Origin of the sequence: Azospirillum sp. 11R-A, from assembly GCF_049472615.1 — a bacterium.
GTDB classification, from domain to species: domain Bacteria; phylum Pseudomonadota; class Alphaproteobacteria; order Azospirillales; family Azospirillaceae; genus Azospirillum; species Azospirillum palustre.
Genome location: NZ_JBCEBL010000041.1, coordinates 1 through 24927, shown reverse-complemented (window position 1 = coordinate 24927; position 24927 = coordinate 1). Strand labels below are relative to the sequence as shown.

General features: G+C 68.1%; 29 protein-coding genes and 1 other RNA gene. 15 read left to right on the top strand and 15 right to left on the bottom strand.

What is annotated here, in order from left to right:
- Positions 1-79 precede the first annotated feature (79 nt).
- Complete coding sequence (locus tag VH569_RS32925) at positions 80-1291, top strand: ATP-binding protein (protein WP_423321206.1); 1212 nt, start codon at positions 80-82, stop codon at positions 1289-1291.
- A gap of 45 nt (positions 1292-1336) precedes the next feature.
- On the opposite strand, the gene VH569_RS32920 is transcribed toward VH569_RS32925, so the two are convergent.
- Both VH569_RS32920 and VH569_RS32915 read right to left on the bottom strand, forming a co-directional pair.
- Positions 1337-2104: a class II glutamine amidotransferase gene (locus VH569_RS32920; RefSeq protein WP_109449178.1), complete on the bottom strand. Its 768-nt coding sequence runs from the start codon at positions 2102-2104 to the stop codon at positions 1337-1339.
- A gap of 148 nt (positions 2105-2252) precedes the next feature.
- A complete protein-coding gene (locus VH569_RS32915; RefSeq protein ID WP_423321203.1) occupies positions 2253-3317 on the bottom strand; it encodes a DUF2125 domain-containing protein in 1065 nt (354 codons plus the stop codon).
- Positions 3318-3437: 120 nt separating this feature from the next.
- On the opposite strand from VH569_RS32915, the gene VH569_RS32910 reads away from it, so the two are divergent.
- On the top strand, positions 3438-4043 hold the full coding sequence (locus VH569_RS32910; protein WP_423321201.1) for a gamma-glutamylcyclotransferase: 606 nt from the start codon (positions 3438-3440) through the stop codon (positions 4041-4043).
- Positions 4044-4095: 52 nt separating this feature from the next.
- Positions 4096-6096, top strand: a complete 2001-nt coding sequence (locus VH569_RS32905; RefSeq protein ID WP_423321199.1) for a M1 family metallopeptidase — start codon at positions 4096-4098, stop codon at positions 6094-6096.
- A gap of 52 nt (positions 6097-6148) precedes the next feature.
- Here the strand turns inward: VH569_RS32905 and VH569_RS32900 are convergent, their stop codons facing one another.
- The 4 genes from VH569_RS32900 to pdeM all read right to left on the bottom strand — a co-directional run bounded on the left by VH569_RS32900 (position 6149) and on the right by pdeM (position 10349).
- Complete coding sequence (locus tag VH569_RS32900) at positions 6149-7345, bottom strand: CobW family GTP-binding protein (RefSeq protein ID WP_423321197.1); 1197 nt, start codon at positions 7343-7345, stop codon at positions 6149-6151.
- Positions 7315-7785: a Fur family transcriptional regulator gene (locus VH569_RS32895; RefSeq protein ID WP_423321195.1), complete on the bottom strand. Its 471-nt coding sequence runs from the start codon at positions 7783-7785 to the stop codon at positions 7315-7317. Before VH569_RS32895 ends, VH569_RS32900 begins: the two co-directional genes overlap by 31 nt.
- Before the next feature lie 276 nt (positions 7786-8061).
- Positions 8062-9534 carry a cryptochrome/photolyase family protein gene (locus tag VH569_RS32890; protein ID WP_423321193.1) on the bottom strand — a complete coding sequence of 491 codons (1473 nt, stop codon included), beginning with the start codon at positions 9532-9534 and terminating at the stop codon, positions 8062-8064.
- Between the two features lie 77 nt (positions 9535-9611).
- Complete coding sequence (gene pdeM, locus VH569_RS32885) at positions 9612-10349, bottom strand: ligase-associated DNA damage response endonuclease PdeM (protein ID WP_423321191.1); 738 nt, start codon at positions 10347-10349, stop codon at positions 9612-9614.
- Positions 10350-10473: 124 nt separating this feature from the next.
- On the opposite strand from pdeM, the gene VH569_RS32880 reads away from it, so the two are divergent.
- Positions 10474-10857, top strand: coding sequence for a 2Fe-2S iron-sulfur cluster-binding protein (locus tag VH569_RS32880; RefSeq protein ID WP_423321189.1), 384 nt, complete (start codon positions 10474-10476; stop codon positions 10855-10857).
- Positions 10858-10880: 23 nt separating this feature from the next.
- Here VH569_RS32880 and VH569_RS32875 read toward each other — a convergent pair whose 3' ends face one another.
- From VH569_RS32875 to rpsU, 3 genes are all read right to left on the bottom strand, one after another.
- Entirely contained in the window at positions 10881-13397 is a 2517-nt protein-coding gene (locus tag VH569_RS32875) for a ligase-associated DNA damage response DEXH box helicase (protein WP_423321187.1), read from the bottom strand.
- Between the two features lie 55 nt (positions 13398-13452).
- Positions 13453-14286: a 3-methyl-2-oxobutanoate hydroxymethyltransferase gene (gene panB / locus VH569_RS32870; RefSeq protein WP_423321185.1), complete on the bottom strand. Its 834-nt coding sequence runs from the start codon at positions 14284-14286 to the stop codon at positions 13453-13455.
- A 220-nt stretch (positions 14287-14506) separates the two neighbouring features.
- A complete protein-coding gene (gene rpsU, locus VH569_RS32865) occupies positions 14507-14710 on the bottom strand; it encodes a 30S ribosomal protein S21 (RefSeq protein ID WP_012974546.1) in 204 nt (67 codons plus the stop codon).
- Between the two features lie 216 nt (positions 14711-14926).
- Here rpsU and def point away from each other — a divergent pair, with 216 nt between their 5' ends.
- Together def and VH569_RS32855 are read left to right on the top strand one after the other, a co-directional pair.
- A complete protein-coding gene (def, locus tag VH569_RS32860; RefSeq protein WP_377809081.1) occupies positions 14927-15487 on the top strand; it encodes a peptide deformylase in 561 nt (186 codons plus the stop codon).
- Positions 15488-15511: 24 nt separating this feature from the next.
- On the top strand, positions 15512-16207 hold the full coding sequence (locus VH569_RS32855; protein ID WP_109050292.1) for a COQ9 family protein: 696 nt from the start codon (positions 15512-15514) through the stop codon (positions 16205-16207).
- Between the two features lie 37 nt (positions 16208-16244).
- Here VH569_RS32855 and VH569_RS32850 read toward each other — a convergent pair whose 3' ends face one another.
- The 3 genes from VH569_RS32850 to ssrA all read right to left on the bottom strand — a co-directional run bounded on the left by VH569_RS32850 (position 16245) and on the right by ssrA (position 17555).
- Complete coding sequence (locus tag VH569_RS32850) at positions 16245-16607, bottom strand: TfoX/Sxy family protein (RefSeq protein WP_423321182.1); 363 nt, start codon at positions 16605-16607, stop codon at positions 16245-16247.
- A gap of 12 nt (positions 16608-16619) precedes the next feature.
- Positions 16620-17117, bottom strand: coding sequence for an SspB family protein (locus VH569_RS32845; protein WP_377809083.1), 498 nt, complete (start codon positions 17115-17117; stop codon positions 16620-16622).
- Positions 17118-17194: 77 nt separating this feature from the next.
- Positions 17195-17555: a transfer-messenger RNA gene (gene ssrA, locus VH569_RS32840) on the bottom strand.
- 120 nt (positions 17556-17675) lie between these two features.
- On the opposite strand from ssrA, the gene thyX reads away from it, so the two are divergent.
- Together thyX and VH569_RS32830 are read left to right on the top strand one after the other, a co-directional pair.
- Positions 17676-18617, top strand: a complete 942-nt coding sequence (thyX, locus tag VH569_RS32835; RefSeq protein WP_423321181.1) for an FAD-dependent thymidylate synthase — start codon at positions 17676-17678, stop codon at positions 18615-18617.
- A 16-nt stretch (positions 18618-18633) separates the two neighbouring features.
- Complete coding sequence (locus tag VH569_RS32830) at positions 18634-19068, top strand: hypothetical protein (protein ID WP_423321179.1); 435 nt, start codon at positions 18634-18636, stop codon at positions 19066-19068.
- Between the two features lie 23 nt (positions 19069-19091).
- On the opposite strand, the gene ruvX is transcribed toward VH569_RS32830, so the two are convergent.
- Complete coding sequence (gene ruvX, locus VH569_RS32825) at positions 19092-19631, bottom strand: Holliday junction resolvase RuvX (RefSeq protein ID WP_423321177.1); 540 nt, start codon at positions 19629-19631, stop codon at positions 19092-19094.
- 76 nt (positions 19632-19707) lie between these two features.
- Here ruvX and VH569_RS32820 point away from each other — a divergent pair, with 76 nt between their 5' ends.
- The 4 genes from VH569_RS32820 (at position 19708) to gatA (ending at position 22542) form a co-directional block, all read left to right on the top strand.
- Complete coding sequence (locus tag VH569_RS32820; protein ID WP_423321175.1) at positions 19708-20250, top strand: GNAT family N-acetyltransferase; 543 nt, start codon at positions 19708-19710, stop codon at positions 20248-20250.
- A 117-nt stretch (positions 20251-20367) separates the two neighbouring features.
- Complete coding sequence (locus tag VH569_RS32815) at positions 20368-20685, top strand: hypothetical protein (RefSeq protein WP_423321173.1); 318 nt, start codon at positions 20368-20370, stop codon at positions 20683-20685.
- 88 nt (positions 20686-20773) lie between these two features.
- Entirely contained in the window at positions 20774-21061 is a 288-nt protein-coding gene (gatC, locus tag VH569_RS32810; RefSeq protein ID WP_042691134.1) for an Asp-tRNA(Asn)/Glu-tRNA(Gln) amidotransferase subunit GatC, read from the top strand.
- The gene (gene gatA / locus VH569_RS32805) at positions 21061-22542 is read left to right on the top strand and encodes an Asp-tRNA(Asn)/Glu-tRNA(Gln) amidotransferase subunit GatA (RefSeq protein WP_423321171.1); all 1482 of its coding nucleotides are present in this window, start codon (positions 21061-21063) and stop codon (positions 22540-22542) included. The genes gatC and gatA overlap by 1 nt, the downstream gene beginning before the upstream one ends.
- Positions 22543-22616: 74 nt before the next feature.
- On the opposite strand, the gene VH569_RS32800 is transcribed toward gatA, so the two are convergent.
- The gene (locus tag VH569_RS32800; RefSeq protein WP_423321170.1) at positions 22617-22817 is read right to left on the bottom strand and encodes a hypothetical protein; all 201 of its coding nucleotides are present in this window, start codon (positions 22815-22817) and stop codon (positions 22617-22619) included.
- 74 nt (positions 22818-22891) lie between these two features.
- Entirely contained in the window at positions 22892-23083 is a 192-nt protein-coding gene (locus VH569_RS32795) for a hypothetical protein (protein ID WP_423321168.1), read from the bottom strand.
- Between the two features lie 189 nt (positions 23084-23272).
- Between VH569_RS32795 and VH569_RS32790 the strand changes: the two genes are divergently transcribed.
- The 3 genes from VH569_RS32790 to VH569_RS32780 form a co-directional block, all read left to right on the top strand.
- Positions 23273-23566 (top strand): hypothetical protein, encoded by a 294-nt coding sequence (locus VH569_RS32790; RefSeq protein ID WP_423321167.1) that lies wholly within the window; start codon positions 23273-23275, stop codon positions 23564-23566.
- Positions 23567-23764: 198 nt separating this feature from the next.
- Positions 23765-24730 carry a DUF6538 domain-containing protein gene (locus VH569_RS32785; RefSeq protein ID WP_423321166.1) on the top strand — a complete coding sequence of 322 codons (966 nt, stop codon included), beginning with the start codon at positions 23765-23767 and terminating at the stop codon, positions 24728-24730.
- A gap of 39 nt (positions 24731-24769) precedes the next feature.
- Positions 24770-24927: transposase (locus VH569_RS32780; RefSeq protein WP_423321247.1), on the top strand; the 158-nt coding region annotated here is incomplete at its 3' end.

Sequence of the window (24927 nt, the reverse complement as noted above, 5' to 3'; positions counted from 1 at the left end):
CCGTTCATTTCCATTGCATTCGATCCGTTCAGAGGCAAAATTGATTGCCTATGCGGACGGTTCAAAGGTGCATGCTCCGATGAACAGGAGCCAGATCGACCCGGCGCTCGCCCAGCAGGTCAAGGACGCGAGCATCCTGATCGTGGACGACAACCCGTCCAACGTCGAACTCCTGCGGGAAATCCTCAGCCATGACGGGTACAGCCGGGTCCGCGGCGAGACCGACCCGCGCAAGGTGCCCGACCTCTGTGCGGCCGAGCCGTTCGACCTGCTGCTGATCGACATCCGCATGCCGCACATGAGCGGCTTCGATCTGATGGAGCGGCTGAAGCCGGTCTTCGGCGACGATTACGTGCCGATCCTCGTGCTGACCGCCCAGACCGATCAGGAAACCCGGCGCAAGTCGCTGGAGCTGGGCGCCAACGATTTCCTGACCAAACCCTTCATCGCCTGGGAACTGCTGCACCGTGTCCGCAACATGGTGGAGATCCGCAAGCTCTACCGCCGCGCCGCCGAGCAGAACCGCGAGCTGGAACACCGGGTGACGGAACGCACCGCGGAGCTGTCGGACGCGCTGGAGGCGGCGCGCAAGGCCGACCGCGCCAAGCTGGACTTCCTGGCGGTGATGAGCCACGAACTGCGCACCCCGCTGAACTCCATCATCGGCTTCGCCGACGTGCTGGCGGCCGAGGGGATGGGCAAGCTGGGCCATCCCGATTACCTGGAATATGTGAAGCTGATCGAGGAAAGCGGCCGGTCGCTGCTGACCATGGTCAACAACATCCTCGACTACACGCGCGGCTCCACCGGTTCCATCGAGATCCAGGAAAGCGACGTCAACATCCCGCAACTGCTGGCCGGCTGCGCCGACATGCTGGCGCCGAAGGCTGTGGGCAAGCAGCTGTCGCTGACCGTCCAGCCCTGTCCGTCCTTCCGCATGCGCATCGACCGTCGGCGGCTGCGCGAGATGGTGCTGAACCTGCTGGACAATGCGGTGAAGTTCACCCAGTCCGGCGGCCATGTCGCGGTGACGGTCGAGGATCGCGGCGAGTTCGTCGGGCTGACCGTGCGTGACGACGGGCCGGGCATCCCGACCGAACTGATGGGCCGCATCTTCAACCCCTTCACCCAGGCCGAACGCTCGCTGGTGCGCCAGCATGAAGGGGTCGGGCTGGGCCTGCCCATCGTGCGGCGTTTCGCCGAACTGCATGGCGGCGGGGTGGAACTGGACAGCGTGTCAGGCCGCGGGACGGCGGTAACAATCCTGCTGCCGAAGGACCGGCTGCTGTAAGGAAAGGGGAGGACGGCGGACGCTTTCCTCCCCGATCTCCCTGGCTCAATGAAAAGTGAACATCTCCGGCGCGGCGCCGACGCGCGCCACCAGCCCGCCGCTGGGCGGCACCGGACGCCACTGGTCGCGCTGGGAATCGACCGGTTCCGACACCACGACCAGGCCATTCTCGCCGCGGCGCCAATAGAGGCTCGGCGGCTTGTCGTCGGAGGCCCAGCGCACCGCCCACACCCGGTCGCCATCGGTCCAGGTGGCGGTGAAGCGCAGCGGCGCGGTGATGTCCAGCGCCCGCATCTCGTCGCGGATGGCGTGCAGCACGCGCTGGAAGGCGCCGACCGAATCGCGCTCCAACCCCTGGCCCAAGGCGGCGAGGAAGATCGCTTCGCTGTCTGTGGTGCCGGTGCGGGTGCTGTACAGCTCGTCCGGGATCATCGCCTCGACCCGGCGGCGCAGGCGCGGCCAGTCGCCGACCTGCCCGTTGTGCATGAACAGGAAACGCCCGGCCTTGAAGGGGTGACAGTTGGCCCGGCTGACCGCGGTGCCGGTCGCCGCCCGCACATGGGCGAAGAACAGGTGAGAGCGGACATGGCTGCAGATCGACTGCAGATTCTCGTCCGACCAGGCCGGGCGGATCTCGCAATAGCGGCCGGGCTCGGTCCGCTCGCTGTACCAGCCGACGCCGAAGCCGTCGCCGTTGGTCTCGGTCTTCGCCTCCGCGGCGTGCATCGACTGTTCGATCAGGGAATGACAGGGCGTGCAGACCAGCGTTTCCAGGAACACAGGCTCGCCGCAATAGGCAAGAAACCGACACATCGACCGACGCACCATGGCAGCCGCGACAAGGACTGCGTCAATTTGACCCGATGCGCCGTGTGAAACAAGATGCGCCGGTCACGGAACCGTCATGCGCTGCGGCAGGTGTTGCATTTCCGCCGTTCGGACAGGGGCTGCCCCGTTTTTGTCACCAGACGAGTTTGGGCAGGGCGGCGACGCGCAGCGGTCCGACGAACAGGGACCGGTCCTGCACGGTGACCGGGGCGGTGACCACCGGCTCGCCGTTCGGGCCGGTCGGACGGGCCAGCATGGTCAGCACGGTCCTGGCGATGGCCGCCTCGTTCGGACGCATCATCGGCTTGACCGCATCGAGAACCGCGGGGGCGCCACGGATTTCCGCGGTCAGCGCCGCCTGCGGCTGCAACTGGGCGTCCAGCGCCAGCGTGCCCGACAGCACCGCCCCCAGCGGCCCCCAGTCCAGCGCCAGCCGGTCGACCTCGACCGTGCCGCCGTCGCGGCTCCAGGCCGACAGGCTGGCCGGCTCCGGCCGCGGCGGGGTTCCCATGACGCGCAGGGTCAGCTCGGTCCGCTTCACCTCGCGGCCCAGGTTCGGCGGCATGCCGTCGGGCAGGGTCAGCCCGTCGGCGGTCAGCGTCAGGGTCAGGCCGGCGATACCGCGTTCGGCCGGCGGCTGTTCCGGCTGGGCGGCGCCGATGTCCAGCGCGGCGACCGGCACCGTCTGGCCCGCGACCTGTGCGGTCAGGCCGGTGAAGCGCAGGGCGAGCCGTTCCAGCGTGCCCGACATCCGCATGGTCAGGTCGCCGTTTCCGCCATTCGGGGCCAGGATGTCGATCGGCGGCTGGCCGGGCTGGACGACGGACAGGCGATGGTCGCCGGGAAAGGTCAGCGCGATGCGGGTGGGGTTCCAGGGTGCGGCCTCCGCCACCAGACGCGCGCCCTGCCACTCGGCGCCGCGCGTGGCCAGATGAGGCTTGTCCAGCTCCGCCCGCAGGGTGAGGGGGAAGCCATGGACGGTCAGTCCGCCATGCTCCACCACCGCGCCGTTGGCGCGCTGGTCGGCGACCCAGCTCTCCAGCCCGTCGCGCACGGTGCGGGCCGCCTGCCACCACCACAGCGAATAGGCGACGGCCGGCAGCAGCACCATCATCAGCACGAGGATGGTCGCGATCCGGCGGCCGGTCAGCAGGCGGCGGGGCGTGGGAGAAAGGGCGTTGGGTTGCATCGGTGGCATGTCCGTTCCATCTCCGTACCGTTATAGCGACCCCGGAACCCGCATGCTAGGCTCGGTGGCTGCCGATTCGGTTCCGTTTTCCCTGCGAATTTTCCCAGCGATCCTCCTCAGCGACCCTCAATGGCCCCCGACTCATCGCTTCCGCATCCCGCCTGGACGCACGACATCGCCGTCGAACCCGGCGCCGACCTGTGGGTCTTCGGCTATGGCTCGCTGATGTGGAACCCCGGCTTCCCCTTTGTGGAGCGGCACCCGGCGACCCTGCCGGGATACCACCGCAGCTTCTGCGTCGCCTCCCACCGCTACCGCGGGACGCCGGAGCGGCCGGGGCTGGTGCTGGGGCTGGACCGCGGCGGCTCCTGCCGCGGCATCGTCTTCCGGGTGGTGGCGGCCGATGTGCCGGCCACGCTGGATTACCTGTGGGAGCGGGAGATGGACAACCGGGTCTATCTGCCGAGGATGCTGCGGGTGCGCCTGCGCGATGGCGGGGCTGCTGAAGGGGGGGAGTCTGTCAGCGCCTGCTGCTTCATCGTCGACCGCAGCCATCCGCAATATTGCCGCGGTCTGGACGAGGCGTCGGTCGTCTGCCGCATCGCCGACTGCTGCGGCCAGCGCGGCCCCAACATCGATTACCTCGCCAACACGGTCGAGCATCTGAAGGAGCTTGGCATCTGCGACGCCCGGCTGTCGAAGCTGTACGATCGGGTGCGTGGCGTTCCGGGGTGATCCGGCGGTCGTTCAGGGAGGCGGACTGCATCCTGGACAACATCTGGGTGGCGTGACGCCACGCTGGCGCTCCGTTGTCGGGGCGACCATCTTCATGGGCATGACGATCCTGCGCATCCCGGCTCTGGCCTTGGCGGGAGCGGCGCTGGTCCTGGGCGTGGTCGCCCCGGCCGGCGCCGCACCGCTCCATCACGATATCGACCTGACGCTCGATCCCGCCGCCGGACGGATGGAGGCGGTGGACCGGCTGACCCTGCCGGCCGGGGCGCAGTCCCTGCGGCTGGACCCGGCGCTGACGGTGCAGGAGGTGCGGGCCGGCGACAGGCCGGTTCCGGTGGATCGGCGCGGCGACCGCCTGCGGCTGGTGGTGCCGGAGGGGGTGGAGGCGGTGACCATCCGCTATGGCGGGCGGCTGCCCGGCTTCGCCGCCGGCACCGGTCTGGCGCTGGATGGCGAGGGCGCCTTCCTGCCGGGGCTGGGCGGCTGGCTGCCCGATCCGGCCTCTGCCGCCGACGAGCCGCCGAGCTGGCGCCTGTCGGTGCGGGTGCCGGCCCCCTATGTCGCGGTCGCCACCGGCCGGCTGGTGGAGGAGGGGAATGAGGCCGGCGGTTACCGCGCGGTGTTCGCGGAGGATCGCAGCGTCGAGGAACCGTCCATCTTCGCCGGGGCCTGGACGGTGGAGGAGCGGCCGGCTGGACCCTTGCGCCTGCGCCTCTACCGCCATCCGGAGCAGACCGGGCTGGCCGACGGCTATCTCGGCCTGTCGGAGCAGGTGATCGCGGCGGGGGCTGCCCGCATCGGTGCCTATCCCTTCGACGGTTTCAGCATCGTCTCGGTTCCGCCCCCGGTCGGGCTGGGCTTTCCCGGCCTGACCGCCATCGGCCGGGCGGTGCTGCCGCTGCCCTTCATCCGCAGCCAGTCGCTGACCCACGAGATCATGCACAACTGGTGGGGCAACGGCGTCAGGGTGGGCGAGGGCGGCAATTGGGCGGAGGGGCTGACCACCTATATGGCCGATTATGCGGCGGCCCAGGCGCGCGGCGGCGACGCGGCGCAGGCGATGCGGCTGGACTGGCTGCGTGACTATGCCGCCCTGCCGGCCGAGCGCGACCGGCCGCTGACCGATTTCCTGTCCAAGACGCACGATGCCTCGCAGATCGTCGGCTATGGCAAGGCGGCGATGCTGTTCCACATGCTGGAGGCGGAGATCGGCCGCGACGCCTTCGACGCCGGCATCCGGAAATTCTGGAGCGGCTTCGCCTTCCGCAATGCCGGCTGGACGGACCTGCGCCGAACCTTCGAGGCGGCGTCCGGCCGCGACCTCGGCGGGCTGTTCGGCCAATGGGTGGAGCGGCGGGGCGCGCCGATGCTGACCCTGGCCGATGTCCGCACCGACGGCGACGGTGTGCTGCTGACCCTGCGGCAGGAGGCCGACGCGCCCTATGCTTTGGCGGTGCCGGTGCGGTTGGAGACGGCGGCCGGGGTGGAGGGCCGCGTCGTCCGCCTCGACGGCCGGCAGGCGACGCTACGGCTGCCCGCCAAGACGGCGGTAAGGGCTGTGTCGGTTGACCCCGATTTCGACCTGTTCCGCCGTCTGGCGCCGGGGGAGGCGCCGCCGATCCTGCGCGACGTTACCCTGCGGCCGGGTGCCGAGCGGGTGATCGCTGCGGATGGTGGCGCGGCGGACGCGGCCCGGACTTTGGCCGGCTGGCTGATCGACGGTGCCGGAAAAGAGGGCGGCGACAAGGCGGCGCCGGTGCTGCTGGTGGGGACCGACGCGGCGGTGGCACGGGAACTGGCGCAACGCGGTCTGTCCCCGGTGCCGGCGGAACTGGCCGGACGCGGCAGTGCCAGGGTGTGGGTGTCGCGTGCGGCGGACGGCCGGACGGCGCTGGTGGTATCGGGCGCCGATGCCGAGGCCCTGCGCGCGCTGCTCCGGCCGCTGCCGCATTACGGACGGCAAAGCTGGCTGGTGTTCGAGGGGGCCAAGGCGGTGGATCGCGGGGTGTGGGCCGCCGGCGACAGCCCGTTGCGCCGGGTTGTGGACAGGTAAAGGAAAGAGCGGGCGCCACACATGCAGCGGGTGTGGCGCCCTGCCTTCGACCTTATCCCTCTTTCCCTTCGCCCCAGACCAGCCCGTTGAACAGCGGCTCGATCACCGGCTGGCCGACGTCGCGGGTGATGAAAACCAGCTTGGTGCGGTGGTCGTCGCTGGGCCAGTCCTCCAGCCGGACCGGTGGGTGGAACATGTGCTGGACGCCGTGGACGACCACGGGCAGCTCGCTTTCCTGAACGTTCAGCAGCCCTTTCACCCGCAGCAGGTTCTCGCCGGCCTGGGCGATCAGCGCCTCCATGAAATCGACGAAGCCGTTCCAGGGAATCGGCCGGTCGATCACCATGCAGAAGGCGCGGATGTGGTCGTCATGGCGGTTGGCGTCGTGGTGGTGATGCTCATGGCCGCAGTCGGGACCGCAATGGTCGCCATGGTCGTGATCGTGGTGATGGCCGTGATCGTGCCCATGGTGATCATGGTCATGATGCTCGTGCCCGTGATCATGATGCTCATGCGTCTTGGCCTGCTCGTCGCGATAGGCCTCCTCGCGCAGCCAGCGGGCGACGTCGGGGCTCTTGGTCTCCGGATTGTAGAGGCCGGCGTCGAACAGCTTGGCCGGATCGATGTCGCCATGGGCGGCGGGAATGACCGGGGCGGCCGGGTTGATGGCGGCGAGGCGCTGCATCAGGGCGACGGTCGCCGCCGGGGTGGCAACGTCGGTCTTGGTCAGCACGATGCGGTCGGCGACGGCGGCCTGCTTCACGCTTTCCGGCTGACGGTCGAGCTGGAGCGAGCCGTGCGCCGCATCGACCGTGGCAATGACGCCGTCCAGGCGGAAGCGCGCGGCCAGCAGCGGGTCCGACATCAGGGTGTGGATGATCGGGGCCGGGTCGGCGAGGCCGGTCGTCTCAACCACCACCCGGTCGAAATCGGGGATCTCGCCCTTCACCCGCTTCAGGAACAGGTCGCGGAGCGTGTCGACCAGATCGCCGCGGATGGTGCAGCACAGGCAGCCGCTGTCCATCAGCACCATGTTCTCCGACGCCTTGGCGACCAGCAGATGGTCCAGCCCGACCTCGCCGAACTCGTTGATGACGATGGCGGTGCGGGCCATGGCCGGGTTGCGCAGCAGCGCCTGGAGCAGCGTGGTCTTGCCGCTGCCGAGGAAGCCGGTCAGCACCGAGACGGGAAGACGGGCGGGAGGGGCGGCGGGAGCGCTCAACGGGGATTCTCCTGACAGGATTTGCACAGGCCGCGCACCTCGACGGTGGGGCGCTGGACACGGAAGCCGCGCCCGGCCGCCGCGGCGTCGATGGCGGCGCCGACATCCGGATCGTCGATCTCGGCGGCGTCGCCGCAGGCCTCGCACACCAGGAACTGCCCGGAATGGACATCCCCCGGCGCGGCACAGCCGACATAGGCGTTCAGCGATTCGATGCGGTGGACCAGCCCCTGTTCGACCAGGAACTCCAGCGCGCGGTAGACGGTCAGCGGCGCTGCCGCCTTGCCCTCCTGCTGGCTGAGATCCTCCAGGATCGCATAGGCGCCGCGCGGCCGGTGGCTGGACCACACCAGTTCCAGCACGCGGCGGCGCAGCGCGGTCAGCCGCGCCCCCCGTTCGGCGCAGAGCGCGTCGGCACGGGTCAGGGCATCGGCGATGCAGTGGGTATGGTCGTGAAGCGCGGACATGGGTGTTACTTTATAACACTCTGTCGGCCGTTGCAACCCGGTCAAGGGAAAGGCGGCCCCGGGGGAGGGACCGCCTTGCCGAGTGGCGATTGTTTTTCTTGGGGCCGTCTTTTTCAAGAGCCGGGACGTGGCGCGACCGCGGGGCAGGGGTCGCCGTCCTTCTCGCTGGCCCATTTGGGACGGGCAGGGCGACCGCACCGGGCCGCTGTTGGCAGGATAGCGGGCCGGCATGACCGTTTGCGGGCTTGGCCGTGACCGTTCGATGAAGATTGCCCGTCAGTCGGCCGTCTCCGCCTTGCCCTTGCGCTCGTTGTAGAGGGCCAGCGCCCGGTCGCGCGCAACGGCATGGTCGAGGATCGGGCGCGGGTAATCGTCGCCCAGCCGGACGCCGGCCTGCCGCAGAACCTCGGTCGGGGCCGCCCAGGGCTGATGGATCCAGCGCGACGGCAGCCGGTCCAGTTCAGGCACGTAGCGGCGGACGTAATCGCCCTGGGGGTCGAACTTCTCGCCTTGCAGGACGGGATTGAAGACGCGGAAGAAGGGAGCGGCGTCGGCGCCGCAGCCGGCCACCCACTGCCAGTTGCCGGCGTTCTGGGCCAGATCGCCGTCGACCAGCGTGTCCCAGAACCAGCGCTCCCCCTCCTGCCAGGGCAGCAGCAGATCCTTGATCAGGAAGGAGGCGACGATCATCCGCACCCGGTTGTGCATCCAGCCGGTTTCCCACAGCTGGCGCATGCCGGCATCGACGATGGGATAGCCGGTGCGCCCGCGCTGCCAGGCCCGCAGGCCGGCCGCGTCCTTGCGCCAGGGGAAGTCGGCGAAGCGGCGGTCGAGCGGGCTGTCGGGAAGCTCCGGCGCATGGTGCAGCAGGTGATGCTGGAACTCGCGCCAGCCGATCTCGCGCAGGAAGACCTCGACTCCGGGCGCCAGTTCCGGCCGGGCGTCGGCGGCATGGCGGGCGGCGTGCCAGACCTGCCGCGGCCCGATCTCCCCGAAGGCCAGATAGGGCGACAGGGCGGACGTGCCGGGATGGTCCGGCCGGTCGCGCTCCGTCCCATAGACCCCGACCGGCCCGTCGAGGAAATCGGCGAGACGCGAGCGTGCGGCCGTCTCCCCCGGCACCCAGCGCTTGCGCAGGCCCGCGGCCCAATCGGGCTTGGCCGGCAACAGGTCCCAGCTTTCGAGGGCGTCGCTGGCCAGCGCGGATTTCGGTGCCGTCAGCGCGGCGGGGGCGCGGGTCGGCAGCGGCGGGTCGAGTGTGGCCGACAGATGCCGCCAGAAGGGGGTGAAGACCTTGAACGGACCGCCGCTCTTGTTCTTGACGGTCCAGGGTTCGGCCAGCAGGCCGGCATTGAAGCTGCGGGCATCGACACCGCGCGCCTTCAGCCGTTCCTTGATCGCCGCGTCGCGGGCGGTCTGGGCGGGGGCGTAGCGGCGGTTCCACAGCACGCAGTCCGCACCGGTTTCCGCGATCAGCTTTTCCAGCACCGCCTCCGGCTCACCCCGGCGCAGCACCAGTGGCGAGCCATGGCGGGCGCAGCAGGTGGCGAGCCGCTCCAGGCTGCCATGCAGCCACCAGCGCTGCGCCCCGCCCAAGGGCCAGGGATCGCCGGTCTCCTCTTCCAGGATATAGAGCGGGATGACCGGTGCGCCGCGTTCGGCGGAGGCCTGGGCGGCGGCGGTCAGCGCCGGGTTGTCGGCAAGGCGCAGGTCGTTGCGGAACCAGACGATGATGGGAGAGGCGGACATGCACAGCGCTCGGTTGGATGTCTCCGGACCACCCGATATAGGCTGCGCTCACGCTTCGGCCAGAGCGTTCGGCAGAGTCAGCGCGCGCGGTCCGGCGACAAACGGGCGCAGGGGAAGCGGTAGACCCGGCCGCGCGCCGTCATCAGCACCTCGAACCCCGGTGCCAGCAGCCCGTCGAAGGCCACGTCCAGCACATTCAGCCCGCCGGTGAAGCTGCCGAAGGCCGGCAGGATCAGCTTGGCGCCGTCATGGGCGAAGCAGCGCTCGCGCACCCGCCGCCCGGCGAGCGCCACCGCGGCGGCCGGATGCAGGTGGCCCGACAGCTCGCCGACGGCTCCCGGCTCGGCCTCGTGCCGGAAGGTCAGCGGGCCGATGGACAGCTCTTCCACCACCCGGCCGCCGAAGCCCTGCGGCGGTTCGGGGTCGTGGTTGCCGGTGATCCACACCCAGTCGGCGACTGCGTCGGTCAGGGCGCGCAGCCGCCCGACATCCGCCGGGTCCATCCGCTCTGCCGCCCGGCGGTCGTGGAAGCTGTCGCCCAGGCACAGCACGCGCGCCGGCCGCGCAATCGCGATCAGCCCGGCCAGCCGGTCCAGCGTCGCCCGCGTGTCGTAGGGCGGCAACATCCGGCCGCGTGCGGCGAAGGCGGAGCCCTTTTCCAGATGCAGGTCGGCGACGGCGAGGATGCTCTCATCCGGCCACAGCAGAGCGCCCGATGGATCGGCCAGCAGGTTGGCACCGCGGAGTGTCAGGGCGGCGCGGGTGTCATCGCCCTGACAGGCAGGGCCGGGAGCTTGGGAGGAAGCTGACAACATTCGTTTACAGGCGATCATCGGAAATGGCCAATTTCCATGAAATTTTTGTGGGCATGATGTTTGCAGCCGGATGGGCCGCCGCCGTGGAGGCATGGCGGATCACAATCATACCCGGAGGATACCCATGGCCACAGTGACGTTCACCGGCCTGAACATGCCCAAGGACCTGACCGTCTACGCGGTCGCCGGCGATACCGGCACTCTGCTGGCGCTGGCGAAGAAGCACGACATCCCGATCCCGTTCCAGTGCCAGGACGGCGAGTGCGGATCCTGCCTCGTCAAGGTGACCTATCTGGACGGGAAGACCCCGATGGCCATCGATCTGACCGAAAAGGAGAAGGTCACCCTGTCCGTTAACGGCAAGCTGAACCGGGACCTGTTGGAGGCGGCGGAGAACGCCCACCGTCCGCCGCCCTACCGTCTGGCCTGCCAGTTCATCGTCCGTGACGAGACCATTCTGGTCGAGTTCAGCGGCGAACCGGGCGTGGAGCCGGAACTGCGCAAGTAACCTGCGATCGGCATGGGGCGGTGTCACAACGACAGCCGCCCCTGCTGGGGGCGTCCCTGCTGCGGGCGGCCCGTTTTCGTTTTCGCGGGCCGCGGCGGAGCCAGTTCCGGCATCGCCTCGGCCAGCAGTTCGGCCTCGGCGGCGGCGAGCAGTTCGTCGGTGGCGCTGCCGTCCACCCGCTCGCGGCCGATCTCCAGGATCACCGGCACGGCGAGGGGTGAGATGCGGTCGAGAGCCTTGTGGGTGATGCGCCCGCGCACCCGCGCCAGGAAATCGGACAGGCGGCGGATGTCGGTCAGCCCGCCGGCGGCATCGGCCCGCGTCGCCCGCAGCAGCACATGGCCGGGGTCGTGCTTGCGCAGCACGTCATAGATCAGGTCGGAGGAGAAGGTGACCTGCCGTCCGGTCTTCTCCTGTCCCGGATGGCGGCGGTCGATCACCCCGGCGATCAGCGCCACATTGCGGAAGGTCCGCCGCAGCATCGACGATTCGTCCATCCAGGCTTCCAGATCGTCGCCCAGCATGTCCTGATCGAACAGCGCGTCCATGTCCGTCGGCGAGCGCAGCGACCACACAGCCAGCACGTAATCGGTGGCGACGAAGCCCAGCGGCCCCAGACCGAACCGTTCCATACGCCGGGTCAGCAGCATGCCCAGCGTCTGGTGGGCATTGCGCCCCTCGAAGGCATAGGCGACGAGGAACTGCTTTCCCGCCTTGGGGAAGGTTTCGACCAGCAGCCCGTCGCGGTTGGGCAGGACCGAGCGGTGGCGCTGAAGCCGCAGCCATTCCTGCACATCCTCCGGCAAGCCATCCCACTGGCGCGGATCGGCCAGCATGGCGCGCACGCGCTCTGCAAGATGGGTGGACAGCGGCAGACGCCCGCCGGCATAGGCGGGAACCTTCGGATCGCCGGTGCCGCCCTTGGCGACCTGCGCCTCCATCTCGCGCACGCCGAGGAATTTCAACAGCTGGCCGGCGAACAGGAAGGTGTCGCCGGGCGTCAGGCCCTGGATGAAATACTCCTCCACCTCGCCCAGCACCGGGCCGCGGTTCAGGCGGACGCGCAGCAGCGCCTCCTGGGTGATAGTGCCGACATTCATGCGGTATTGGCGCGCCACCGCCGGGCCGGCCACCGCCATCCGGCCATCCTCGCGCAGCTTCAGGCGCTGGAACCGGTCATAGGCGCCGAGCGCGTAGCCGCCGGTGGTGACGAAATCCAGAACGTCGTCGAACTCGTCGCGCGTCATCGCGGCATAGGGGGCGGCGGAGACCACCTCCTCATACAGCTGGTCGGGCAGGAAGGGGGCGGCGCAGGCCATGCCGAGCAGATGCTGGGACAGCACGTCGAGCCCGCCCGGCCGCGGCGCTTCGCCGTCCAGCGTGTGGTCGTGCACCGCCTCCAGCGCGGCGCGGCACTCCAGCACCTCGAAACGGTTGGCGGGGACCAGCAGGGCGCGGCTCGGCTCGTCCAGCCGGTGGTTGGCGCGGCCGATGCGCTGGACCAGCCGGCTCGACCCCTTCGGCGCGCCGATCTGCACCACCAGATCGACCGCCGCCCAGTCGATGCCGAGATCGAGCGAGGACGTTGCGACCACCGCCCGCAGTTCGCCGCGCGCCATAGCGCCCTCGACCTTGCGGCGCTGCTCCACCGCCAGCGAGCCGTGGTGCAGCGCGATGGGCAGATTGTCGTCGTTGACGCGCCACAGCGCCTGGAACACCAGCTCGGCCTGGGCACGGGTGTTGACGAACAGCAGGGTGGTGCGCTGGCGGCGGACGCGCTCGTAGATCTCCTTCATGGCGTGCATCGCCATGTGGCCGGCCCATGGCACCCGTTCCTGCGAGGTCAGGATCTCGACCTCCGCCTGGGCGCCGCTGCGGCCCAGCACGAGGCGCACATCGTCGGAGTCGCTTCCGTCATGCCGGCCGCGACGCGACAGCCAGGCCAGCAGCCGTTCCGGTTCCGCCACCGTGGCGGACAGCCCGACGCGGCGGGCGGCAGGGGCGAGCCGCGACAGCCGGGCCAGCCCGAGCGCCAGCAGATCGCCGCGCTTGGTGCCGGCCAGGGCATGCAGTTCGTCGATAATGACGCAGCGGAGAGTGCGGAACAGCTTGTCGGCGTCGGTGTAGGAGAGCAGCAGCGCCAGGCTTTCCGGCGTCGTCATCAGCATGTGCGGCGGATGGGTGCGCTGGCGGCGGCGCTTGGCCTCCGGCGTGTCGCCGGTGCGGTTCTCCGCCCGGATCGGCAGCCGCATCTCGGCGATCGGCTGTTCCAGATTGCGCTGGATGTCGACCGCCAGCGCCTTCAGCGGCGAGATATAGAGGGTGTGCAGCCCCTCGCGCGGCCGTTCCGCCAGTTCGATCAGCGAGGGTAGGAAGCCGGCCAGCGTCTTGCCGCCGCCGGTCGGCGCGATCAGCAGCGCGCTTTCGCCCCGTTCGGCTGCCTCCACCATCGCGACCTGATGCGGGTGGGGTGCCCAGCCGCGCGACCGGAACCACGCGGCGACGTTGGGCGGGATCAAGGCAGGGGGGGATGCATCCATGGCGGCCGGACTGTAATGGATCGCCTGGAACGTAGGAAGAACGAAGTAGGGGTGGTTAGACCGCCGCCGCCTTCTTCATCCCGAAGCAATGCTCCGGTCCGGGGAAGGCGCGCGCCCGGACTTCGGCGGCATAGGTCGCGGCAGCCTCGCTGACCGTCTCGCCCAGATTGGCGTAGCGCTTGACGAATTTCGGCTGGAAAGCGCCGAACAGCCCCAGCATGTCGTCGGTGACCAGGACCTGACCGTCGCAGGCCGGCGAGCCGCCGATGCCGATGGTGGGGATCGCCACCTCATCGGTGATGCGGCGGGCCAGCGCCTCCATCGTGCCTTCGATCACCAGGGTGAAGGCTCCGGCCTCGGCAATGGCGCAGGCGTCGGCGACGATCCGCTCCGCCGCCTCGGCATCGCGGCCGACCGCCTTGTAGCCGCCCAGCGTGTTCACCGATTGCGGCGTCAGACCGACATGGCCCATCACCGGGATGCCGCGGGCGGTCAGGAAGGCGACCGTCTCGGCCATCTCGATGCCGCCCTCCAGCTTGACCGCCTGGGCGCCGGTCTCGGCCATCACGCGGGCCGACGCACGGAAGGCCGCCTCCTTGCTCTCCTGATAGCTGCCGAAGGGCAGGTCGACCACCACGCAGGCGCGCTCCGACGCGCGCACCACGGCGGCGCCGTGGGCGATCATCATGTCCAGCGTCACCGGAAGCGTGCTGTCCAGCCCATAGACCACCATGCCCAGCGAATCGCCGACCAGCAGGATGTCGACATGCGGGTCGAGCAGCCGGGCCACCGGGGCGGTGTAGGCGGTCAGGCAGACAATGGGCTCGCCCCCCTTGCGGGCGCGCAGCGCCGGGACCGAATGGCGGGCGGTGAGGTTGGAAGCGCTCATGATCGGGCCTTTCCAAGGCTGGATGCAGCGGGCCGAAGGGGGGCGGTCCAGCTCGCTGACCATTCAATACGCTTGGCCGACGCACAGTCGAACCAAGAAAAATGGCGCAGATACACCAAAACCGCCCACGCGAGGTTCGCGGGACGGTCGGGTGCAAGACACAAGGGGTCTTGGGCGCGCATCACACGCGCCCTTCGCAGTCGCTAAGCGCGACCGACGATTAGTAGCCCTCGCGTTCCATCCGCTTGCGGAGCAGCTTACGGGTGCGACGCACCGCTTCGGCCTTCTCACGCGCACGCTTCTCCGAGGGCTTCTCGTAGTTACGGCGGAGCTTCATTTCACGGAAAATGCCCTCGCGCTGCATCTTCTTCTTGAGCGCGCGGAGGGCCTGATCGACGTTGTTATCTCGGACCAGAACTTGCACGTTAACCGTCACCCTTCCAAGTGAAGCATGTTGCGCCAAGGCAACAAATAGGCATGCGCGGCGGGCGCACCCCTTGTGTGGGCGCAGTGTGTAGCACGCCCCATCGCCTTTGTGAAGGAGAGTCTTCGGTTCACCAGCATAAGCCCGGCCATAAGCCCTGTTGGGAACCACAGGAAACGGTTGCCCCGGCCGTGCCCGCACTCCAGATATAGAGACATGCCAGTGCTTCCAATCGCCCGGATGGGCAATCCCGTACTCCGCAAGATCGCGGAGCCCATCGCCGACCCGACCGATCCGGCAGTCGCCCGGCTGGCGGCCGACATGATCGCCACCATGCTGGACGCGCCCGGAGTCGGCCTTGCCGCTCCGCAGATCTCCGAGCCGCGCCGGATCGTCGTCTTCCGCGTCCCCGCCGACCGTGGCGAGGGGGAGGAGGTGGCGAACACCGTCTTGGTCAATCCGGTGATCGAGCCGCTGACCGACGAAAAGGTTCTGGGATGGGAAGGCTGCCTGTCGATTCCGGGCCTGCGCGGGCTGGTGCCGCGCTACAAGCGCATCCGCTACCGTGGTTATGGCCTCGACGGCGCCCGGATCGAGCGGGAGGCGTCGGGTTTCCATGCCCGTGTGGTCCAGCACGAGGTCGACCACCTGGATGGCGTGCTCTATCTTGATCGCATGGACGATCTGCAGCTCCTGGTCTGCACCGAGGAGATGCATCACCTCAACGCCGCGCTGGCCGCGGCGACTCGTGACACCGACGCGCCGTCCCGGACCTGAGGGCCGGCGCAGGGAGAGTTTGCTATGAGCATCGACACGCTTCGCGACGAGATCCTGGTGGCGAGCCTGCCCAACGTCGTTTTCGACGGCTGGAGCCTGCAGTCCCTGCGCGACGGCACCCAGACGGCGGGACATGAGCCGTCGGCGCTGCTGCGCGCCTTTCCCGGCGGCGTCACCGATGCGGTGGAGCATTTCGCCGACTGGGCCGACCGCCAGATGCTCGACCGGCTGGAGGCCCAGCCGCTGGCCGAGATGAAAGTGCGCGAACGCATCTCGCTCGCCGTCCGCACCTATTTCGAGGTGCTGGAGCCGTACCGCGAGGCCAAGCGCCGGCAGCTGTCCTATCTGGCCATGCCGCAGAATGTGGCGCTCGGCCTGCGGCTGCTTTACCGCACGGTCGATGCCATGTGGTTCGCCGCCGGCGACAGTTCGACCGACTACAACCACTACACCAAGCGGGCGCTGCTGGCGGCGGTGGTCAGCTCCTCCACCTTCTATTGGCTGGACGACAAGTCGGACGACCATGCCGAGACCCGCGCCTTCATCGACCGCCGTCTGGCCGACGTGATGGCGGTGGGCAAGGCGACCTCGTCGGTCGGCAAGCTCGGCTCGATGCTGAACCTCATCCCCAACCCGCTGCGTTTCGCCCGCCAGATGCGCCAGCGCACCACCGGCGCCCAGGCGAGCAACGCCACGGTCCATATGGCCGAAAATATCTAAGGGGAATACGCCCTCTCCCGACGCGGGAGAGGGCGCTTTATGTCCGCTTCGCCTTGGCGGCCTTCTTCGCCGCGGCCCGCAGCGCCGCCTCGAACCCCGACCGGGCCCAGGGCAGCAGTTCATCGCGGTCGTCGAATGCCGAATCGGGAGGCGGGTAGTAGGACAGGGTGGTGGGCTTGTCCGGCATCGGCCGGAAGGGCTCCAGGCCCAGCTCCGCGAAGGACGCGCGGTTCACGTCATCCGCCTTGAAGTACAGAATTTCGTCGGCGATCAGCGCGAAGGTCAGCCCGTCGATGGACAGGCCGTAGCCGCCGAACATGCGGCGCACACGCACGTCGCCCAGCGGCGCCAGCATCTCGCAGAGTGTCGCGACATACTCACTGGGCTGCTGGGCGGGCATCTGTTTGGAAGGTTACTTCTTGCGGAAGGCGTCCAGGGCCACGACCTCGCCACGCTTCGGCTCTTCGGCCGGGGCGCTTTCCTCTGCCTTCTCCTCCGCACGCTCGACGGCGGCACGGGGCGGCATGGTCGCGACCTCCGCCGATTCGGCGGCGGCAAGCGGTTGGAACTGGAGGGCGAAGTTCACCGACGGGTCGGCGAAGGTGGTGATGGCGGCGAACGGAATCACCAGCCGCTCATGCACGTTGTTGAAGCTCAGTGTGACCTCGAAATGATCGTCCGTCACGTCCAGCCCATAATACTGGAACTGGAGGACGATGGTCATCTCGTTCGGATACTGCGAGGACAGGTAATCCGGAATGTCGACACCGGGGAAACCGGTGCGGAAGGTCAGGTAGAAATGGTGATTGCCCGGCAAGCCGCGCTCGGCAACCTCGGTCAGCGCGTCGCGGACAACGCCGCGCAACGCGGTTTCGACCATCCGGTCATAGCGGAGCTGCTCTTTCGGCATGCTTGGGCGGGTCCCTGGTAACGCGATCGGTCTTGCGTCCCGCCTTGGCCAAGGGCCGGCACGAAACGCTGGGAAGAGGTGTGGGCCTTCTGTTGCTAGGCGGCCCACGGCCCCACCCTTAGGCGCTAACCCTCGGGGATTAGGTTTAGGCTACCAGCCGCCGTTAGGCAGCGAGGCGAGCCTGAGCAACGTTGTCGTTGGCAACTATTGCAACGGCCCGATAACGGCGGAACCATGCCGAGCGAAAACCATGCCTTTACTACGCGTGTCGATCCTGTTTCGCCCCCAACGACCCCGGTCAACGAGTCCGGTGTATGGTTGGTGGAGGCGCCGGGTACCGCCCCCGGGTCCACAACGCTTATTCCACAAGGCGTTTATCGCCATAGTCGGCGAACCGACGTCGCGAATATAGGCACTCCCGCCCGGCAAGGGAAGGGCTTGTGTGACGTGATCGCCAAATGCGTTGCGGTGACGCGGGTAGGACGCATTCCAGAAAGGCGGCTTGCACCCTCGTCCCGCACTGCTTAAGAGTCCGGCCGTTGCAGCCCCGGAGTCACCATGCCGATCACGCCCGAGCAGCGCGACGAAATCGATCGCCTGCGCGCCGTCACCGCCACCACCCGCCGCGCCACCGTCCCGGCCCTGGAGGACATCCTCTATCAGCCGCTGGAGGTGCTGGACCACGGCTTCGTCCGCGTCATCGACTATATGGGCGACGATGCTGCGGTCGTGCAGGCGGCGCGCGTGTCCTATGGCAAGGGCACCAAGAAGGTCAGCGAGGATTCCGGCCTCATCAAGTATCTGATGCGCCATCGCCACTCGACCCCGTTCGAGATGTGCGAGATCAAGTTCCATGTGAAGCTGCCGATCTTCGTCGCCCGCCAGTGGATTCGCCACCGCACCGCGAACGTGAACGAATATTCGGCGCGCTACTCCATCCTCGACCGCGAGTTCTACGTGCCGGCGCCGGAACAGCTGGGCGCCCAGGCCGTGGTCAACCGCCAGGGCCGCGGCGACGTGCTGGAGGGCGAGGAGGCCGCCAACGTCATGCGGCTGCTGCGCGAGGATTCCGAACGCGCCTACAGCCATTATGAGGAGATGCTGAACAACCGCGAGGACGGTTCGGTCATCGATCCTTCCCGCCAGGGGCTGGCGCGCGAATTGGCGCGGATGAACCTGTCGCTGAACTACTACACGCAATGGTACTGGAAGGTCGATCTCCACAACCTTTTGCATTTCCTGTCGCTGCGCGCCGATGCCCATGCCCAGTATGAGATCCGCGTCTATGCCGACGCGATGCTGGACGTGGTGAAGCGTTGGGTCCCGGCGGTATACGAGTCCTTCACCGAATACCGCATGGGCGGCGCCCACCTGTCGCGCACCGGCCTGGACGTGGTGAAGCGCCTGCTGGCCGGCGAGCCGGTGAGCCAGGAGGCCAGCGGCCTGTCCAAGCGCGAGTGGCGCGAACTGATGGACCAGCTCGGCCGCAGCGAAGCGTAAGAGGGGAGTTGGACCCATGACGCCGGATCAGGCCGAAAGCATCTATCGCCGAGGCCTGATCGCCGCGCAGGCCGGCCGCTGGGCCGAGGCGCAGGAGGCGATTGCCCAAGCCATCACCGCCCGTCCCGGCGTCGCCGTCTGGTGGGCCACCTATGGGCTGGTGATGGAAAGCCAGGGCGATCTGCCGGGTGCGGTGCAGGCCTTCGCCGGGGCGCTGAACCTCGACGGCGATCTCGCCATGGCGATGGACGGCCTGCTGGCGGCGGCGGAGACGCTGGCCGCTTCCGGCCACGCCGATCTGGCGGAGGGCTGTTACTGTCGCGCGCTGGCGCTGACCCCCGGCACGCCGGCCGCTCTCGTCAAGGCAAGCGCCCTGATGTTGGTGCAGGGGGTTGACCCGTCCAAACTGCTGCGCCGTGCCGCACTGCTTCAGCCCGAACGCCAGGGCTGACCGAACCGCCGCCAGGGCCTCGGTCAGTCGCGGTCGTCGTAGTCTTCGTCCCGCTCGTCCTCGTCTGCTTCGGCGGCGAGGCGGCGCTGGTTGGCCAGCATGTCGAGCGCGCCCTGGAGGATGTAGGCGGCGGCCATCTTGTCGACCACCTCGTCCCGGCGCTTGCGGGTCATGTCGGCCTCGCCGATCATGAAGCGCTCGACGGCGGAGGTCGACAGCCGCTCGTCCCAGAAGGCGATCTCAGCGTCCCAGCCCAGCAGATCGGAGCGCTCCAGCAGATTGTTGGCAAAGGCCCGCACCGACTCGGCGCGCGGCCCTTCCGTCCCGTCCATGTTCAACGGCAGCCCGACCACCAGCCCGCCGATGCTGTAATCGCGGATGGTCTTGCCCAGCTCGCGTGCGTCCTGGGTGAATTTGGTGCGCTTCAGCGTGCCGATGGGGGATGCGACGATCAGTCCGGGATCGGCCACCGCCAGCCCGACGGTCTTGGTGCCGACGTCAAGGCCAAGCAATCGTTGGTTTTTGCCCAGCCGGGCCGCGAGTTCGGAGAGGGTGTGAATCATCGCCCGACCATAGGGCCGCGGCCTTGTCACCGCAAGATCGCTTGAGTTGATCTCAAAGATACTTACTCTTCTAAGTATGAGCAGTTCCCTCTCCCATGCCGTCCTGTCGCACCGGCCGCTTGCCGACGCCGACATCCCCACGATCTGCGGCTTTCCCCGCACGGCCGAAGAACTGTATTTCCTGTTTCCGCGGGCGGTCTGGCCGCTGACCCCGGATCAGGTCAGGGCGACATTGGGCATCCGCCGCGATCCCACCGTCGTCACTCTGGCGGAGAACGGGCGGGAGCGTGTGGTCGGCTATGCCAACTACGCCACCTTCGAGGATGGCCGCACCGCCAGCATCGGCAATGTCAGTGTCGATCCGGCCCTGCGTCGGCGCGGCATCGCCGAATATCTGGTGCGGACGATGATCGACCGCGCCTTCGACCATCACCGCCTGCCCGAACTGACGCTCTACTGCTTCAACACCAACACGCCGGCCCTGCTGCTCTATGCCAAGCTGGGCATGGCGCCCATCGCGCTGGAGACGCGGGTGACGCCCTGGGGCCAGCCGGTCGCGCTGTTCAAGCTGAGCGTGGACCATGCGAGCTGGTGTTCGGCCGCTCCCATCGCCGCCTGACCTTCCGAATATTTAATGATTGGGCCGCTGGCGGGGCGGGACATGAGGCGTATAGTCGGTCGCCTGTGGACGTGGCTGTTCCGGACGGACGGCCCGAACCATCGACGGAGCGGACGGATGAGCAAATTGGGCGCGGATGCGAACCGGCGTGCGGTGCTGGCCGGACTTGTCGCCGGCGGTGCCGGGCTGTTTGCCGCCGGTGGGGCGAAGGCGATCACCGCGCAGTCCAGTTCGGATTACGGCGCCATGCTGGATGCCGCCTGCGGCGCCAGTGCCGACCACAAGCGCCAGATCGCCGCTGTGGAGACGACTCTGGGCGCTCTTCTCCCCGACGCGCGGGTGATGGAGGCGTTGCAGCGCACCCAATGCCCGTCCTGCGGATGCCCGCTGGCGCTGGCCGCCGGGCTTGCGAAAGGGGATGCCGGCGCCTTCTGAGCGGCGGAATGGCCGCAATCGTTGCGGATGAAGCCGGCGGGTGCTAGCTTCGCGGCCGATTTCCAATGTTTTGGAAGAGAGTAGAGGCATGTCGCTCGACAAGGCCACGGTGGCCAAGATCGCGCATCTGGCCCGCATCAAGGTGCCGGACGAGGAACTGGAATCCCTGGCTGGGGAACTGAGCCAGATTCTGACCTTCGTGGAACAGCTCAACGAGGTCGACACGAAGGACGTGCCGCCGATGACCAGCGTCGCCGCGCAGAAGCTGCGCCGCCGCAAGGACGAGGTCACCGACGGCGGCTACGCCGCGCAGGTCCTGTCGAACGGTCCGGAAACGGCCGAAGGCTTCTTTGTCGTGCCCAAGGTGGTCGAGTGATGACGGCGCTCACGCATCTGACGATGGCCGAGGCCCTGGACGGCCTCGGCAAGAAGGAATTCACCGCGGTCGAGCTGACCGAGGCGCATGTGCGCGCGGTCGAAGCCGTGCGTCCCTTCAACATCTTCATCACCGAGACCCCCGACGCCGCCCTCTCGATGGCCAAGGCCAGCGACGAGCGCCGCGCGCAGGGGACCGCCGGTCCGATGGACGGACTGCCCATCGCGGTGAAGGACCTGTTCTGCACCAAGGGCGTCGCCACCACCGCCGGCAGCCACATCCTGGACGGCTTCAAGCCGGAATATGAGTCCACGGTGACCTCCCAGCTGTGGCGCGACGGCGCCGTCATGCTGGGCAAGGTGAACCTGGACGAGTTCGCCATGGGCTCGGCCACCATCACCGCCCATCAGGGCGAGACGGTCAGCCCGTGGAGCCCCGGCGCCCCGGGCGCCTGGGAGAAGAAGATCGTTGCCGGCGGGTCGTCGGGCGGGTCCGCCGCGGTGATCGCCGCGCGTGCCGCGCTGGGCGCCACCGGAACCGACACCGGCGGTTCGATCCGCCAGCCGGCCGGCTACACCGGCACCGTCGGCATCAAGCCGACCTACGGCCGCTGCTCGCGCTGGGGCATCGTGGCCTACGCCTCCTCGCTGGACCAGGCCGGGCCGATGACCCGCACGGTCGAGGATGCGGCAATCATGCTGCGCTCCATGTGCGGGTTCGATCCGAAGGACTCCACCTCGGTCGACATGCCGGTGCCGGACTTCCGCGCCGCCCTCACCGGCGACATCCGCGGCCTGCGCGTCGGCATTCCCAAGGAATACCGTGTCGAGGGCCTGTCGGCCGAGATCGCCGCGCTGTGGGAGCAGGGCATCGCCTGGCTGAAGGAGGCCGGCGCCGAGCCGGTCGAGGTCAGCCTGCCGCACACCAAATACGCGCTGGCCGCCTATTACATCATCGCGCCGGCCGAGGCGTCGTCCAACCTCGCGCGCTATGACGGCGTGCGCTACGGCCTGCGGGTCGAGGGCGGCAACCTCGCGGAAATGTACGAGAACACCCGCGGCGCCGGCTTCGGCAAGGAAGTGCAGCGCCGCATCCTGATCGGCACCTATGTGCTGTCGGCCGGCTATTACGACGCCTACTACAACAAGGCCCGTCAGGTGCGCACGCGCATCAAGTGGGACTTCGACGAGGCGTTCAAGAGCTGCGACGTCATCCTGACGCCGACCGCCCCCAGCACGCCCTTTGCCATCGGCGAGAAGATGGACGATCCGGTGCAGATGTACCTGAACGACGTCTTCACCGTTCCGATCAACCTTGCCGGCCTGCCGGCGATGTCGGTCCCGGCCGGTCTGGGTGCCGACGGCCTGCCGCTCGGCCTCCAGCTGATCGGCCGCCCGTTCGACGAGGAGACGCTGCTGCGCGTTGGTCAGGTCGTCGAGAAGGCCGCCAACTTCACCGCTGTTCCGCCCTTCGTGGCGTGACGCGGGTGTCTTGACAGCGAAAGGGCCGGCTCCTGCGAGCCGGCCCTTTTCGTTTGGATTGGGGGTGGCGGCTCTTACGCTCCGCCGATGCCCTGAACATAGGTCTCGCCGGTCTTCGGATCGATGTTCTCGCCCGTCCCCGGCGTGCCCGGTGGCGCTTCATCCTTGTCGCCCATCGGTTCGACCGCAGGCTTCACCGGGACCGGCTTGCTCGCCGGACGGTCGCTGGCGGACCGGTCATTCTGCGGCATATCGGACGTCTTCTCGTCGGCCATGGCGGTTCGCTCCTTCGTTGGCTCGGTTCATCCCCACCAACAGGCCATCCGCCGCATCGTTACCCCCGGCCCCGCTATTCGGCAGCCTCCAATGCCACCTGCGCCAGTTCCAGCAGTTTCCTGTCCACCTCCTCCTCGTCATAGCCGGGATTGTCGGCCAGGGAGTCGCGCAGGCGCATGGTGATGAGTTCGCCGGTGTGATGCTTTTCGTAAAGGCGGACGTCGCCCAGCGCCTTGGCGACGCGGCGCAGCTTATCGCGGTCCATGATGCTCTCCCGTCTTGGTCACCCAACTTGATCACTGCTGTGGTAACAGCCGGGCCGGTTCATCATTCCCGGCCCTTATCCCTGCTCCACCGTCGCCCATGCGCCGTACTGCGCTTGGATGGCGGAACAGGAGAGGGCCTTCCGGCGTCCCTGTAGATGTCGGCAATCATGGCGATTGGGGGCGTAAGCATGGATCCGGGACACGATCAACGGCGCGAACTGCTCACCCGCGTCCGCCATGTCGTGGAGCATTACGAGCGCTACAGCACCGCCGGACCGGCCATCATGCGCGGTGTGCGCTATGACCTTGCGGTGCGGGCAACCGACCTGAACGGCGACGGCTGCCTGTTCCCCGCCTGCAGCTGCGCGAAGGCGGACTGCGCGGAACGCAGGGGATGCGCGCCACCGGATGTCGGCGCCTGGATCGAAGAGGCCAAAAAAGAAAACCGCCCCCGGCGCGAACCGGGAGCGGCTTTCGAATGATGCGTGACCAACCGCGGCGCCCGTTGCCGGACGCCGCGAGGCAACATCAGACCGAGTAGTACATCTTGTACTCGATCGGGTGCGGCATGGTCTTGAAATCCTTAGATTTTTCTCATTGCACGGCTTAAGCCGCGCCCGCAGGTACACCGGAAAGGTACACCGGAACGACCTGTCGGCGCCCGTGAATGAGGGCATGGGGTGCTTCACGTCCAACGTCGGGGCGATGGGTTCAGGTGGCGGCGCAAGGTGCCTGAGGGCCTGCGTTCGCGGTTTGTTAAGCGGGAACTGGTGGTGTCCCTGCGGACCAAGGATCGCGCCACGGCCATCGTCAGGGGACGGAGGCTGACCGCGGTTGCCGACAGGTTGTTCGCCAGCGCCATGACCGATACCGCCCTCACCACCGACAGGATCAACGCCATTGCCCGCGATTGGCTGGCGAAGGAACTCGACGCGGCGGAACGCGACTTGGAGAAGGTCAGGGCAGGGGAAACCCTCTATGCCGCCCCCGATCCCGAGATTGAGCCGATCCAGGCCGACTTGACGCTCTTGTCCGACCTGATCGGGGACAGCCGGGAGGCGCTGGCCGTCAACGACTACAAGCAGATTGAGGTTGTGGCCGATGAACTCTTGGCCGCAGGCGGGCTGTCCGTGGATCGGGCAAGCGATGCCTATGGGCGGTTTTGTCGCACCCTCCTTCGGGCACAGGTGGAGTTGCTGAACCAGACCAAGGCTCGGCGGGTGGGCGACTATGGGCACCCCGCCCGTGATCCGTTGTTCGCCCTGCCGCCCGTGGCGACCACCGTAGCCCCGCCGGTTGATCGCACACCCCAATCCATGGCGCTGGCGGAGTTGGTGGAAGTCTACGCCGAAGCGAAGGTCAGGGACGGGGAATGGAAGGGACGTACCCTCACCAACACCAAGCCGAAGTTGACCCGTTTTTCCGAAATCCTGAACAACAAGGCGGTTGATGACCTCACTCGGGATGATGTCCGTGACTGGCGCGATGCGCTGGCCGATATGGAGTTGTCGAACAACACCATCATCCAGAACTTCAAGTACGTGAACGCGATGCTCAATTGGGCGAAGATCGAGGGGAAATGCACCATCGACAGTCCGTTGAAGGGACTGGCGCCCAAGGCGGATGACGCGGACCGTGACGCTTAGAGCACCTAACAAAACGGCATTTGGGCGGTTGAGAGGGGTATGGCTTCCCCTCTTGTATCCGACGCCCTTTGGGCGCTGATTGAACCGTTGCTCCCACCGGAGGCGCCCAAGCCGAAGGGCGGGCGGCCTCGGCTGGACAACCGCGCTGCGCTAACCGGTATCCTGTTCGTGTTGCGTTCGGGCATTCCCTGGGAGTT